The organism is Nibrella viscosa (genome assembly GCF_039541875.1).
GTDB classification, from domain to species: domain Bacteria; phylum Bacteroidota; class Bacteroidia; order Cytophagales; family Spirosomataceae; genus Nibrella; species Nibrella viscosa.
Genome location: NZ_BAABHB010000013.1, coordinates 81,936 through 95,429, shown reverse-complemented (window position 1 = coordinate 95,429; position 13,494 = coordinate 81,936). Strand labels below are relative to the sequence as shown.

Below are 13,494 nucleotides of genomic sequence, written 5' to 3'. Positions count from 1 at the left end.
TTATCGAAGGCCTGGAAAAACAAAGCCTCCAAACGGCCGGTTTGTCTGTTAATCATTCAGGTTTACCCATGCGCCAACCGACACTATTCTTTCTGATCCTGCTAATGCTCCTAAACGCGGCCTGTCTGCGGAACCGGCCGGAGGGCGCCCCCACCACCGTAGAAACGGCCAATGGCACCCTTACCCTACCACCGGCCAGCGAAACCAAATTCTCGTTCCGGTTCAGCAAAGCCATCGGCTGGCCCGACAACCAGCACCCTACTACCCTAGCCGGTTTTGAGGTGACCGAATACGCCCGCGACCTCCGCAGCCCCCGCTGGATCTACGTGGCCCCCAACGGCGACGTATTTGTGGCGGAGGCTAATACCGAGCCAACGGGTTTTAAGAAAATTCTTTATTCGATTGTGGGCCAGACGCGGTCGCAACCGTCGGGCGAGAGCGCCAATCGCATCACCCTGTTCCGGGACACTAACGGAGACGGGCAACCCGACCTGCGGGAAGTCTTTCTGAATGGGCTGAACCAGCCCTTTGGCATGGCGGTACTGGGTAATTCGTTTTACGTGGCCAATACCGACGGTCTGCTCCAGTTTCCCTACCAGCCGGGTCAGACCAGGATCACCGCTCCGGGCAAAAAGATACTGGAGCTACCCGCCGGCGGCTACAACAACCACTGGACACGTAACCTGCTGGCACACCCCGACGGCACAAAGCTCTACATCTCCGTCGGCTCGGCCAGTAACGTCGGTGAGCACGGCATGGACTATGAGGTCCGGCGGGCCGCCATTCTGGAAATCAACCCCGACGGCTCCGGCGAACGCATCTACGCCGGCGGCCTGCGCAACCCGGTCGGTATGGCCTGGCAACCGGGCACCCATGAACTATGGACGGCGGTGAATGAACGGGACGAACTGGGCGATGACCTGGTGCCGGACTACCTGACGAGCGTGAAAGAGGGGGCCTTCTACGGCTGGCCTTATGCCTATTTTGGGCAACACGAAGACCCCCGACGTAAGGGCGAACGCCCGGACCTGGTGGCCAAAGCGGTGGTACCCGATGTTCCGCTGGGTGCACATACAGCGTCGCTGGGCCTGACGTTTTACGACAAAACGGCTTTCCCGGCCAACTACCACAACGGCGCATTTGTGGGCCAGCACGGCTCCTGGAATCGCTCGTCGTTTGCGGGGTATAAGGTAGTGTTTGTTCCGTTTCAGAACGGCAAACCCGCTGGGCGCCCCGAAGACTTCCTGACCGGCTTTATAGCCGACCCTGGGGGTGAGAGCCGGGAGGTTTACGGCAGGCCGGTGGGTGTAGCCGTGTTGCCGGATGGCTCGCTATTGGTGGCCGACGATGCCGGGCAGCGTATCTGGCGGGTCCGGGCAAAATAAAACCCACCAGCAACGCTTTCTGCGCCGGCTGGTGGGTCACTCCATCTATCCCTGCCTCTACGCGGCCGTGGTAGCCTGCTGCATACCGGTCACCGCCGAGATATACAGCCACTTGAATTTCACGCTGAAGTTGACAATGTCGCTGGTTGCCTGGAGCATCAGGTAATTCTGCTTGTCGTCTATTTTGATATTGATGCGCTCAGAAGGGCCAAAAACGGTCAGCCCGGTGCTTAACACGCCCACCAGCCGCAGGGTAACCTGTACGGTATTATACTCCCGGTCGGCCCATTTGCCGGGCGGGTTCCGGGGATAGTTCGGCAGGTTTACCGTCAGCAATACGTCGGTGTATTCATTGAATACGTAAGCCACCTTCTGCAGGGTAACGCCCTCCAGCGACGGAGTCTCTTCCCTGAACACATCTCGCACGGCTTCCGGATTCTTCGCTAATTGGTGCCACATAGCTTCGCTACTTTATTGTTACAAACTTGTATTGTCTTGTTTATTAATCGCTTACAACAGAAAATGTTGCAGCCGGGTCCTGCCCGAAAAAATAGCAGCAGTTTGATTGACAAGCTGTTTTCCGAAAAACGAAGGCCTTTCGGCAGAAATCAGCTATCCGGTTAAAGGTCAAATCCGGTGTAGAGGATCTGATTTTGCCAACGATAACTGTAGTTTCCCATGAAATTTTTTTTCGTTTTTTTACTGATTTTTGCCGTAGCTTACTAGTCGGGAAGTACAGAATCACGAATACACCCTCGTGCCCGGCTGCCCCTGACCGCTCACCGCCTTGGAACCTGCCCCCCTCCTCGAAGCCCTGCAACAGGGCGACAACGCTGCCTTTGGCCTGCTGTACGAGCAAACCAACCGACGGGTGTATAATACCGCCCTGGGCTACGTGCGCAACCGCGAAGATGCCGAAGACATTACGCAGGAGGTCTACGTAGAGGTCTTCCGGTCGGTGCGGAGTTTTACCGGCGAATCCAGCCTGACCACCTGGCTGTACCGCATTACGGTAAACAAATCACTCGATTTTCTGAAACGGCGGCAACGAAAAAAGCGCTTTGCGGTGCTGACCAGCCTGTTTACGGCCAGTCCTGGCGGGGAACAGCTCCAGCCGGCCACTTTTTTCCACCCCGGTATTGCCCTCGAACAGCAGGAAAACGCCGACATCCTGTTCCGGGCTATCGACAAACTGCCCGACAAACAAAAAACGGCCTACCTGCTGACCCGCGTAGAAGGATTGAGCCATATCGAAACGGCCGGGGTGCTGAACACGAGCGTAGGGGCGGTGGAGTCGCTGCTGAGCCGGGCGACCGATAATTTAAGGAAACACCTGGCCGGCTATTACAAAAAATTCATTGAGCCGTAGGAATGACCGACGGCCGTCGTCTAAGCCGATATGAAACCCGATCAGGAAACGTGGATCAACACCGTATTGAGCAGCCTGGACGACCTGGAGCGCACCAGCCCCAATCCGTTTTTGCTCGCTAAAATTCGCCACAAACTGGCGGCAGATAACGGTATGGTACTGGTGCCGAAGCGCACGGTATGGCTGGCGGCTGCCACCTTTGCGTTGCTGACTTTATTGAACTGGAGCCTGCTCAACCGGCCTGCCACCGCTTCGGCTACAACTACGCAAGCATCCATAAAGGCTTTTGTCGAGGATATGCAGCTCTACCCGACTGTACCCCAGCTCTACGATACATGGAACGGACCAAACTACTGACCTTTGCCGTTATCGGGCTGCTGCTGCTGAACCTGTTTACGGTAGGATATCTGGTTCTGCGGCCGGGTCCACCTCCGCACCCCGATCGACCACCGGGTCCACCGGACGAAGGACCCGGACCCGCCAACCTGATTATCGACCGTTTGAGGCTGAACCCGGAGCAGACGCGGCACTACCGCCAATTGGTCGACCAGCATCGCCGGCAAACCCACCGGCTGAACAACGACCTGATTCAGACCTACGGAGCATATTACCAGTTACTGGCAGCACCGCAGCCCGACACCCTGCAGGCGGCCGCCCTCCTCCGGCAGCTTGCCGATCAGAACCGGGCGCTGGCTCAACTCAACTACAGCCATTTTGCCCAGATCAAAGCCCTCTGCCGGCCCGATCAACAAGCTGCTTTTGATTCGTTGCTCCGCCACATTACCGCCTTTTTCGGGCGCGGGCCACGCCCACCCGAACCACCACCTGAAGGCTTTTAGGCCATAGCTGGGCTTTTTTCATACGTGGCCGTAGGAATTCCTTCTCAACCGCGTCTAACCACCAAAATCACCTATGTATGAACCGAATTCCTTTTTTTCACGTCCTTAGTCCCCTCACACTTTTGCTGGGGCTTACGTTTATCATCGCCTGCCGGAATTCAACCGATCCGGTATCGCCCACGACCAACACAACCGCCGGCACCACCGCTACCGTTGGCGCGGGCGTACCGGATGTGTACCGGAAGCTCTACGGAGTCTCGGAGATTTACCTGGAAGGCACCAATGTGGTGATTAAAGCCAAAGGCCTGCCCGACCATAAAAGCCCGTATTATAAAGGCACCAGTTGGGAAAGCACGCTGTACGTAAATGATACGCGCTCCGGTTTCAGCGCCAACCCGCACCGCATTGCCGGCCAGAACTACACCTTCAAAATTCCGCTGAACCCGCAGGAAGATGCCGCCCACGCCGAAACACCCCTGGGCCCTATCGGTATTTCGCTCAATGGCGTTCCGTTTTTCAACCAGTACGCGGCCGGCCGCGCTCCGCTGACTATGGAAATTTATGGGTTCGATCTGTACGGCGGCCACCCGGCACCGATGAACAACTACCATTACCATGTGGAGCCTGCCTACCTCACCGAGAAGAAAGGCCAGGAGGCCCTGCTGGGTTTTCTGCTGGATGGCTTTCCGGTATACGGCCCCGTTGAAAACGGGAAGCTGGTGACCAACAAAGACCTGGACAAATACCACGGCCACATGGGTAAAACCGCCGATTACCCCAACGGCATTTACCACTACCACGTCACGGCCGAAGACCCATACATCAACGGCAGCGGATTTTATGGCAAAGCAGGCACCCTTTCGCAGTAAGACCTGGCTGCTGCTTGCTGCGCTGGCCGTGGGGCAAACCGCTTGCCGGCAAGCGACCGGCGAAACCGATACAACGATCCCAAACCGGTTGGTATCGGCCGAACAGCCCGGCTGGCAGCGGCAAAACGGGCTGGTATGGTTCAACAATGAGCCCTTCAGCGGCCGGCAGTATGCGCTTTATGCCAATGGTGATACGGTCTTTGTGGGCGCCTTCCGGCAGGGTAAGGCGGAGGGCATTCACCGGCAGTGGTACGAAAACCGGCAACCGAGAGAGGTTCGGCGGTACGTCAACGGCGCTCAGGAAGGTGAGCAGCGCGGCTGGTACGAAGACGGAAAACCAGCCTTTGTGTATCACTTCCGCCACGATGTGTACGAGGGTACCGCCACCCAATGGTTTCCCAACGGCCACCTGGCGCAAATCTTCACCTACCGCGACGGCCGGGAAGACGGCCGGCAGCAACTATGGTACGAAGACGGTACACTTCGGGCCAATTATGTGGCCCGCAACGGCCGTCACTACGGATTAACCGGGGTAAAAAACTGCGTCAATGTCTGGGATTCGATTCAGGTGGCTCACTAAGCCGGTTTTGGTTGTTTGGCTAACAGGTGGGCTGGTGGGCTGCGGCACCACCACAAGCCCAACCCAAACCGCGTTACGGTCGGCAGAAACAGGCACGGCCGGCGCGGAAACGGTGCCGTACTACAACACGCCCGATTTTACGCCCATCTGGCTCACCGACTCCGCCGAGGTCAATCACCAAATCACCCACCGCATCGCCGATTTTTCGTTTCGTGACCAGACCAATGCGCCGGTTACGCCGGAGACCTTGCGGGGTAAAATTTACGTGGCTAACTTTTTCTTCACCAGTTGCCCCAGCATCTGCCCTAAAATGACCAGCCTGCTGAAAGCCGTGCAGGACACCTTCCGCCAGGAGCCGGCGGTGGCCCTGGTATCCTTCAGCGTCACGCCCTGGATTGATTCGGTGCCGAGGCTGCGGCAATACGCCGACCGAAACGGCATGATCGACCAAAAATGGCACCTGCTCACGGGCGACAAAAGCGCGATCTACACCCTGGCCCGGCGCTCGTACTTTGCCGAAGAAGCCCTGGGTTTTACCAAAGACTCCACCGAGTTTCTGCATACCGAACACCTGATCCTCGTCGACCCGAACCGCCGAATCCGGGGCATCTATAACGGCACCATACTGCTGGAGATCGACAAGCTCATCGCCGACATCCGTACCCTCCTGCACCAGGCAAACTGACGGTCACAGAAAAGCCGCCGGTCCAGCACTACGGCTGACCCGGCGGCTCCCCTAATGAACCAATTAACTAATCAACCCCTCAACCAACTACACATTCGACTCTTCCACTGGGCGCTCCTCCGTACGGGGCGCCTGCCCGTTGGCCGGAACGATGGTGGGTTGTACCTCTTCTTCGTACATCGTATCCGGCTTGCGGTAGCGCGACATAAACGAGTACATAGCCGGAATGACGTAAAGCGTCAGGATCAGCGAGAACATGATACCGCCCACGATCACGATACCCAGCGGAATCCGGCTTTTGGCGGCTGCTCCTAAACCCAGCGCAATCGGCAGGGCACCGAAGGCCGTAACCAGGCTGGTCATCAGGATCGGGCGCAGCCGCAGGGCCGAAGCCTCCACCACCGCTTCGATCTTGTTTAGCCCTTCTTTCCGCTTCTCGTTGGCAAACTCCACGATCAGGATACCGTTCTTGGTTACCAGACCGATAAGCATGATGATACCGATCTGCGAGAAAATGTTCAGCGTCTGGTTAAAAAGCCACAGCGAGAACACCGCCCCGGCAATGGCCAGCGGCACCGTCAGCATGATGATCAGCGGATCGGTGAAGCTCTCGAACTGAGCCGCCAGAATCAGGTAGATCAGCACCAGCGCCAGCACAAAGGCAAAGAGCGTATTGGACGAACTCTCGGCATAGTCACGCGAGGGCCCCGACAGAGCGGTCTGGAAGGTATCGTCCAGCGTCCGGGCGGCAATGGCCCGCATAGCCTCTACCCCGTCGCCGATGGTCTTGCCCGGTGCCAGACCAGCCGATACCGTAGCCGACTTAAACCGGTTGAAGTGGTAGACCTGCGGTGGCCCCGATACCTCCTGCATATTCACCAGGTTGTCGAGCTGCACCAGACGGCCGGTGTTGCTGCGGACATAGAACGACTGGAGGTCGAGGGGTTCGTCGCGGCTTTCGCGGTCGACCTGCCCGATGACCTGGTACTGTTTTCCGTTCATCAGGAAGTACGCCAGCCGGCGGTTACTGAGGGCCATTTGCAGCGTCTGCGCCACATCCTGCACCGATACGCCGAGGTTGGTCGCCTTTTCGCGGTCAATGGTGATGTTCAGCTCCGGTTTGTTGAACTTCAGGTCTGTGTCGACGCCCTGGAAGGTAGGATCTTTCTGGGCTTCTTCCATAAACTTGGGCAGGCGCTCCTGCAGTTTCTGGAAGTTCAGGTTCTGGATCACAAACTGCACCGGCAAACCGCCACCCCTGCCCACCTGAATGGTCTGCTCCTGCGTCGGCAGCATCCGGGCTTCGCTGAACTTCTTCAGGTTTTTGTTCAGGTAATCGACAATATCCTGCTGCGAGCGGGTGCGGTCTTTGGCGTCTTTCAGGTTTATAAATACAAAACCGCTGTTGACGGCTCCCCCACCGCCACCGCCACCGCCAATTACATTGAACGTCAGCGTTGCTTCGGGTATCGAATCGAGAATAAACTGGTTTACCCGGCTCGAAATGCGGCTCATGGCTTCAAAACTGGTGCCTTCCGGGGCTGTGATCGGAATCCGGATGCGCCCCCGGTCTTCCAGCGGTGCCAGCTCCGACTTCAGGTTGGTACCGATGAAGTAGATCAAGGCCAGACAGGCCGCAATAATACCGAACGCCCACCGGCGCTGCCGCATAAAGCCGCTCAGCGACGAGCGGTATGCGTTGTCCATCCACTGGAAGAACGGCTCGGTTTTCTCGTAGAACCAGGAATGCTGATGATGGTGTACTCCGTCTTTCCGCTTGCGGGTCAGCTTAACACTCAATACCGGCGTCAGCGTCAGCGATACGAAGGCTGAAATTAATACGGCACCGGCTACCACAATCCCGAATTCCCGGAACAACCGGCCCACAAAACCTTCGAGGAAGATGATCGGCAGGAATACGATGGCCAGCGTGACCGAGGTAGCAATCACCGCAAAGAAAATCTCTTCAGAGCCTTCTTTAGCCGCCTTGCGCGGGTCCATACCGTCTTCGATGCGTTTGTAGATGTTTTCGGTCACCACAATACCGTCATCGACCACCAGACCCGTCGCCAGAACAATCCCCAGGAGGGTAAGGACGTTGATACTAAAGTCGGCGACATACATAATAAAGAACGCCCCGATCAGCGATACCGGAATATCGATCAGCGGGCGTACCGAGATCAGCCAGTCGCGGAAGAACAGGTAAATCACCAGCACCACCAGCACAAAGGCGATAATCAGGGTCTCGACCACCTCCTCAATGGACATCCGGATAAACTTACTGCGGTCGGTACCCACGTCCAGCACGATATCCGGCGGCAGTTCCCGCTTGATGTCTTCGAGCCGCTTGTAAAACTCATCGGCAATATCGACGTAATTGGCACCGGGCTGCGGCACCAGTACCATGATGACCCCCTGTGCGTTGTTCTGCCGGGCCGAGGTTTCTTCGTTCTCCGGCCCCAGCACGGCATAGCCCACATCGCGGAAGCGGATGATCTGGTTGTTGGTCTGCTGGATAATCAGGTTGCTGAAATCTTCTTCGGTTTTGAGCCGGCCGATGGCTTTTACGGTCAGCTCCGTACTGTTGCCGTAGATCTTACCCCCCGGCAGCTCCACGTTCTGGCGACTCAGGGCATTCTGGATATCCTGGGCCGTCAGCTTGTAGGCCGACAGTTTCAGCGGGTCGATCCAGAGCCGCATGGCGTAGCGCTTCAGACCGAAGATATTCACCTGGCTTACGCCGGGAATGGTCTGCAGCCGCTCCTGAAGGACGTTTTCGGCATAGTCCGACAACTGCATCGGGTTGCGGGTGGTACTCTGCACCGGCATAAAGATGATGGGGTCCGAGTTGGCATCGGCCTTGGTCACCACCGGCGGGGCATCAATATCCTGCGGGAGTTGCCGCTGCGCCTGCGACACTTTGTCGCGCACATCATTGGCGGCCCGTTCCAGGTCAGCACCGAGTTCAAACTCAACGGTGATGTTACTCGACCCCAGCGAGCTCTGGGACGAAATATTACGAATCCCCTCGATGCTGTTCAGCGACTTTTCGAGCGGTTCGGTAATCTGCGATTCGATAATATCGGGATTGGCCCCCGCATACGATGTCCGCACCGAGATAATCGGCGGGTCGATGGCCGGGTATTCACGCACTCCCAGGAAGGTGTAGCCGATGACACCGAACAAGACGATGACGATCGACATCACCATGGCCATCACCGGCCGGCGTAAACTAAGCGATGGTAGACTCATAGAGTTATCGGTCGTTAAGGGCTGTAGTAGCGGCTGTACTGGTCTTCATACTCTCTCCGCCCGGCGTAGTACCCGGCGCACCGGAGCCCTGCGTTGCCTCGGGCAGTTTATCGATCCTGGCCACTTTAACCGGTGCTTCGGGGCGCAGGAAGTTCAGCCCCGTAATGGCTACGGTATCGCCCTGCTGCAGGCCCGACAGGATCTGGATGGTGTTGGTGGTCCGGATACCCGTTACCACCTCCCGGTAATCGGCCTTGCCGTCGCGGACAACCACCACCTGCTTACCCCGCGCCTGCGGAATCACGGCCTGTGTAGGCACTACCAGCGTGCGGTCGGTGGCAATAACCAGGTTAACTTTGGCAAAAGTGCCGGGCCGCAGCGCCGTAGAGGTATTGCTGACCCGTGCGCGGACACGCAGGTTGCGGGTTTCTTCTTCCACCCCCGGTTCTACGGCGTATACCTGCCCTCTGAACGTATCCAGCGACCCATCGACGGTAAAGCTGACGGAGCTACCCATTTTTACATTGGGGCCGTATTTTTCCGGAACGGAGAAATCCAGTTTCAGGGAGCTGGTCTGCTGTAGCCGGGCAATCAGCGTATTGGGGGTTACATACGCACCGGGGCTGACATTCCGCAGGCCGATATAGCCCGAAAAAGGAGCCCGGATCTCGGTCCGGCGCAGTTGCGCTTTTACCAGTTCAATATCAGCCAGGGCGCTCTTCAGGTTGGTTGTCACAATATCATACTCCTGCTGACTGATACCGCCCCGCTGCAGCAACTGGCGGTTGCGGTCTTCGGTGCGCCGGGCGTTCTCTTCCTGCACCTGTAGCTTCTGGAGTTGGGCCCGCAGGTCGGCATCGTAGAGTTTAATCAGCAGGGCCCCTTTGGCCACGGGTTTCCCTTCCTGAATATTGAGTTGGGTAATCCGACCGGATACTTCGGGGTAGATATCGACCTGCTCGGCAGCCAGCAGGCTACCGCTGGCGACTACTTCTTCCGAAATAGTGCGGGGCACCACAATAAAGGCGTTGATGTTGACGGGACCGCCACCGGCACCGCCTAACCCGCCCCGGCCACCACCGGGCCCGCCCCCACCTCCGCGACCGCCACCCTGGGCCGCTGGTTCTTTTTGTCCGGGTTTAAGCACTTTGTTGTACACGATAAGGCTGCCAAGTACCAGCACCACCAAACCGATCGCTATCCATCTTTTCACAGGTATGGGAAAATCTAAATGAAGCACTATTGCACTATCCTGATAAGGACAGGCATAAGCAATAACTACTGATTTTGTCCAATTATTGCAACAAACTATTTTCAGCAAATGTTCGGTAAGCACCGGCGGCCCTTACCGGCCACAGATGGTTTTGTAATCACAATACTCACAGGTTTTCAAATTCTGGGTCTTTTCGAAGGCTTTTGTGCCGTCGAGCATATCCGTAATTAATTTGCGCAGCATCTCCTCCGACTCGGCAATGTACTGCTCCGGCGTTTCGTCCCGGCCAAACTGCACCGTATTGGTAATCAACCCGTCTTTAATTCGCCGGAACGAGTAAAAGCCGGCTTCGACGGGCTTGCCGGAGACTTCTTTTCTACGACCTTCGTTTTTCAGCAACAGGTATTTGTACAGCCAGAGCTGCCGCATCTTCTCCCAGTTGGAATCGGTCTCCACCAGCAGCCTATCTTTTAAGTCCGTAATCGCCTTTCCGTTTTCGGACGGTAACTTCACGCTACCGGTTTTATAATCAATAATCTGTATTTTATCCGGGTACTCTTCAATCCGGTCAATTTTTCCGGCCAGTTTCACCCGGAGCGTCTCACCATCTACGGGTACATCCAGGTAGGTATGGTACATCTCTTCGGTTGCCAGTACCTTCAGGCCGTGCAGTTCGCTCTGCTTGCGCTGAAAGTCGAGCATCAGCCGCCGGGCCGTCTGGTACAGCAGCAGGTTCATGCCCGATTCGGCCAGGCGTCCCTTCATTACTTTGGAAAACTGCTGGTCCAGCACCTCCAGTATAACGGCTTCCGTAACCGGCCGGTCTTTCATCCGGTATTCCTGGTCCAGGGTTTCCAGCGTTTCGTGCAGCCAGCTACCGAATTCGGCCGCGCCCATGCGCTCCTCCACATCTTCTTCCTCGCTGATTTCGACCAGGCGGCTGAAATAAAACCGCATGGAGCAACTGATGTACTGGTTCAGCGCCGTCGGGAACAACCCTTTATCGTCGTCGGACAGCATCTTTTTGAGCTGTGCCCGGATGGTGTCGGTCTTCGGCACCATCAGGTCGGCTACCTTCAGCGATTGGCCGGTTTTGCCGAAACGCACCGCCGGTTTTGTGAGGGTAATGCGTCCCTGCGCGGCCGGCACCAGTTCGTACTCCAGTTGCCGCACAAACCGGCTGGGTTCGCCCTTGCTGTTGCCGTAGGCATCGGTGGAGGTGGTGTACAGCAGCACCACCTCTTTGGCCCGCTGCAGCAGCCGGTAAAAATGGTAGGCCATTACGGCTTCCTGCTCGCGGTAGGTCGGCAGATTCAGGTCTTTGCTGATGTCGAACGGAATGAGCGAGTTCAGCCGCCGGGGCTGGGGAAATACGCCCTCATTGACCGACAGCACAATAACCCGCTCGAAATCCAGGGCGCGGGTTTCGAGCATACCCATCACCTGCAGGTTGCTGTTGCCCTCGCTGGTAAACGGGATGCTGGTTTGCCGGATGAGTTCGTTCAGGAACTGCCGGAAGCTGCGCACCGTCACGGGGGTGGCTCCCTCCCGCCCGGCCTGCCGGTCCAGCGTAGTTTCGAGTTGCTGCAGCAAGGTGTAAAACAGGTACAGGTATTCGATTTCGATGGCGTCCTGACTATCCCGGTACACGTCGCGCAGCAAATCGATCAGTTCGTACATGGCCCGGATGGCAACCTGCGGCTTATCGGCCGGCCAGCGGGTAAACAGCGCCTTGAACAACGGATCGCCCTGCCCCAGCTCCAGCATCTCTTTCTCGTTGAGATACACCCACTGGCGCTTGATGATCGCTTCGTTCACCCAGCTCAGCAACGGCTTGGGCAGTTCGTTTTCCACATCGGGCGACATCAGTTGGTGAATGCGCTCGTACTGCCGGATAAAGGGGTGGTTGAGCAGCTTGACAATATGGCGGTGGTGGAAACGCGGCACCCGGATGTCCCGGCCGTCGCGGGTGCGGAACTCGGCCACCGTCCGCTGCAGCTCAAACCAGGCATCGATCAGGGTAAAGAGCAGCGAATTCCGCAGCGACAGGCCCATGGTCACGTTCAGGTTTTTGACCGAAGTATCCAGCGAATACAGCACCGGCACCAGCAGCGTTTCGTCGGCGAGGACGATGGCCGTGCGGAGGGCAGGGGTGGCGGGGAATGGCAGGGATTGTTTTTTGCTGCTGCCATCCATGCCCCCCATGCCATCCCCGCCACCCATGCCACCCCTAGTCCAGTCTGCATACACCTGCCCGGCCACTTTGGCCTGCATACTGGCGTTGGGAACGCCCACCACCCGGATGTGTTTAGGGGTTCCGGTGAGGTCGTTGCCGGTCCAGTTCCAGGGGCCGCTCCAGCCTTCGTTCCGGTATTTACGCAGGAAGTAACCAGCCTCCTGGCCTATGTCGCGAAGGTAATAGTCGTCGGCATCCCAGAGCACCTCCGCTTTTTTGGCCTCGGTCAGCACCTTCATGATGCGCTCCTCCGACTGGCTCAGGGCGTTAAACCCGACAAAATAAACTTTCTCGTACAGCAGATTATCCCGCACCAGCGTATCTACGCCTTCGGCCAGTTTGCGGTACGCCATGCCCCGGTAGGCCAGCCCCTGCTCGGTAAGTCGCCTGCGCAGGGCATAATACGCGGTTTGGAGATTTTCGAACAGCTTAAAGTACCGTTGCGTACCGGGGGTTTCGGTCAGGGGTTTGGCACCGGCCGGCAGCTCCAGGTTCCAGCGTTCCAGGGCCTGGGCCGCCGTGAGGTAGCTGAACAGGGCGCTGGGTTTGACCAGGTACTGATCCATGCGGTCGAAATCGGCGAGCAGCACGGAGGCCCAGCCGATAAACTGCTCAAACTCCAGTTTCTCGTCTATTTCCTGAAAAACGGTGTAGAGCTCAAACACCAGACTCACCGGGTCGATGAGTTGCACGCCGGCCGCCTGGGTAATAAAGTCATCGACGGCCAGCGTATGCGGAGCCAGAAAAGGCAGATCAGTTTGTTCGGCGAGGTGTTGCTGAAAAACGCTTACGGCCCGGCGCGTGGGCAGAATCACCCAGATGTCGTCCTGCCGGGGGCCGTGTTGTTCATAAATGTGTTGAGCCGCTTTTTCGAGGAAAGTCATACGACAAAAGTCGGCAAGCCGGCGTCGATAAGCAATAGACAGCAGGGATTTAAAATGTAAGGCGGCTGTCTGTTTCGTTCCTGTAAATAGTCTTAAAAAACAGGATCTCAGCGCAGACCATTTGCCCGAACAATGGGTGCTACCGGGTTTAATGATGACGAAGGCGAGATTGAAATGAATTT

The 13,494-nt window shown here is 57.2% G+C and carries 11 protein-coding genes; 7 read left to right on the top strand and 4 right to left on the bottom strand.

The window, feature by feature from the left end:
- The first annotated feature begins 68 nt into the window (after positions 1-68).
- Positions 69-1,385, top strand: coding sequence for a PQQ-dependent sugar dehydrogenase (locus tag ABD931_RS23575; RefSeq protein WP_370469348.1), 1,317 nt, complete (start codon positions 69-71; stop codon positions 1,383-1,385).
- Positions 1,386-1,442: 57 nt separating this feature from the next.
- Here ABD931_RS23575 and ABD931_RS23570 read toward each other — a convergent pair whose 3' ends face one another.
- A complete protein-coding gene (locus tag ABD931_RS23570) occupies positions 1,443-1,844 on the bottom strand; it encodes an Imm50 family immunity protein (protein ID WP_345270476.1) in 402 nt (133 codons plus the stop codon).
- Between the two features lie 328 nt (positions 1,845-2,172).
- On the opposite strand from ABD931_RS23570, the gene ABD931_RS23565 reads away from it, so the two are divergent.
- From ABD931_RS23565 to ABD931_RS23540, 6 genes are all read left to right on the top strand, one after another.
- A complete protein-coding gene (locus ABD931_RS23565) occupies positions 2,173-2,754 on the top strand; it encodes an RNA polymerase sigma factor (protein WP_345270475.1) in 582 nt (193 codons plus the stop codon).
- A gap of 30 nt (positions 2,755-2,784) precedes the next feature.
- On the top strand, positions 2,785-3,111 hold the full coding sequence (locus tag ABD931_RS23560) for a hypothetical protein (protein WP_345270474.1): 327 nt from the start codon (positions 2,785-2,787) through the stop codon (positions 3,109-3,111).
- Positions 3,090-3,593: a Spy/CpxP family protein refolding chaperone gene (locus ABD931_RS23555; RefSeq protein WP_345270473.1), complete on the top strand. Its 504-nt coding sequence runs from the start codon at positions 3,090-3,092 to the stop codon at positions 3,591-3,593. Before ABD931_RS23560 ends, ABD931_RS23555 begins: the two co-directional genes overlap by 22 nt.
- A 77-nt stretch (positions 3,594-3,670) precedes the next feature.
- Positions 3,671-4,462, top strand: a complete 792-nt coding sequence (locus ABD931_RS23550) for a YHYH protein (protein WP_345270472.1) — start codon at positions 3,671-3,673, stop codon at positions 4,460-4,462.
- Positions 4,434-5,042, top strand: a complete 609-nt coding sequence (locus tag ABD931_RS23545; protein WP_345270471.1) for a toxin-antitoxin system YwqK family antitoxin — start codon at positions 4,434-4,436, stop codon at positions 5,040-5,042. Before ABD931_RS23550 ends, ABD931_RS23545 begins: the two co-directional genes overlap by 29 nt.
- Complete coding sequence (locus tag ABD931_RS23540) at positions 5,011-5,727, top strand: SCO family protein (protein WP_345270470.1); 717 nt, start codon at positions 5,011-5,013, stop codon at positions 5,725-5,727. Before ABD931_RS23545 ends, ABD931_RS23540 begins: the two co-directional genes overlap by 32 nt.
- 87 nt (positions 5,728-5,814) lie before the next feature.
- Here ABD931_RS23540 and ABD931_RS23535 read toward each other — a convergent pair whose 3' ends face one another.
- The 3 genes from ABD931_RS23535 to ABD931_RS23525 form a co-directional block, all read right to left on the bottom strand.
- On the bottom strand, positions 5,815-8,979 hold the full coding sequence (locus ABD931_RS23535; protein ID WP_345270469.1) for an efflux RND transporter permease subunit: 3,165 nt from the start codon (positions 8,977-8,979) through the stop codon (positions 5,815-5,817).
- 4 nt (positions 8,980-8,983) lie between these two features.
- Complete coding sequence (locus tag ABD931_RS23530) at positions 8,984-10,192, bottom strand: efflux RND transporter periplasmic adaptor subunit (protein ID WP_345270468.1); 1,209 nt, start codon at positions 10,190-10,192, stop codon at positions 8,984-8,986.
- Between the two features lie 132 nt (positions 10,193-10,324).
- Positions 10,325-13,312 (bottom strand): PD-(D/E)XK nuclease family protein, encoded by a 2,988-nt coding sequence (locus tag ABD931_RS23525; protein WP_345270467.1) that lies wholly within the window; start codon positions 13,310-13,312, stop codon positions 10,325-10,327.
- Positions 13,313-13,494: the final 182 nt, after the last annotated feature.

What these genes read in the sequence shown, in the direction of transcription:
- ABD931_RS23540 (WP_345270470.1), top strand. Translation starts at nt 5,011, where the DNA reads ATGTCTGGGATTCGATTCAGGTGGCTCACTAAGCCGGTTTTGGTTGTT.
- ABD931_RS23535 (WP_345270469.1), bottom strand. Translation starts at nt 8,979, where the DNA reads ATGAGTCTACCATCGCTTAGTTTACGCCGGCCGGTGATGGCCATGGTG.
- ABD931_RS23525 (WP_345270467.1), bottom strand. Translation starts at nt 13,312, where the DNA reads ATGACTTTCCTCGAAAAAGCGGCTCAACACATTTATGAACAACACGGC.
- ABD931_RS23575 (WP_370469348.1), top strand. Translation starts at nt 69, where the DNA reads ATGCGCCAACCGACACTATTCTTTCTGATCCTGCTAATGCTCCTAAAC.
- ABD931_RS23550 (WP_345270472.1), top strand. Translation starts at nt 3,671, where the DNA reads ATGAACCGAATTCCTTTTTTTCACGTCCTTAGTCCCCTCACACTTTTG.
- ABD931_RS23555 (WP_345270473.1), top strand. Translation starts at nt 3,090, where the DNA reads ATGGAACGGACCAAACTACTGACCTTTGCCGTTATCGGGCTGCTGCTG.
- ABD931_RS23570 (WP_345270476.1), bottom strand. Translation starts at nt 1,844, where the DNA reads ATGTGGCACCAATTAGCGAAGAATCCGGAAGCCGTGCGAGATGTGTTC.
- ABD931_RS23545 (WP_345270471.1), top strand. Translation starts at nt 4,434, where the DNA reads ATGGCAAAGCAGGCACCCTTTCGCAGTAAGACCTGGCTGCTGCTTGCT.
- ABD931_RS23560 (WP_345270474.1), top strand. Translation starts at nt 2,785, where the DNA reads ATGAAACCCGATCAGGAAACGTGGATCAACACCGTATTGAGCAGCCTG.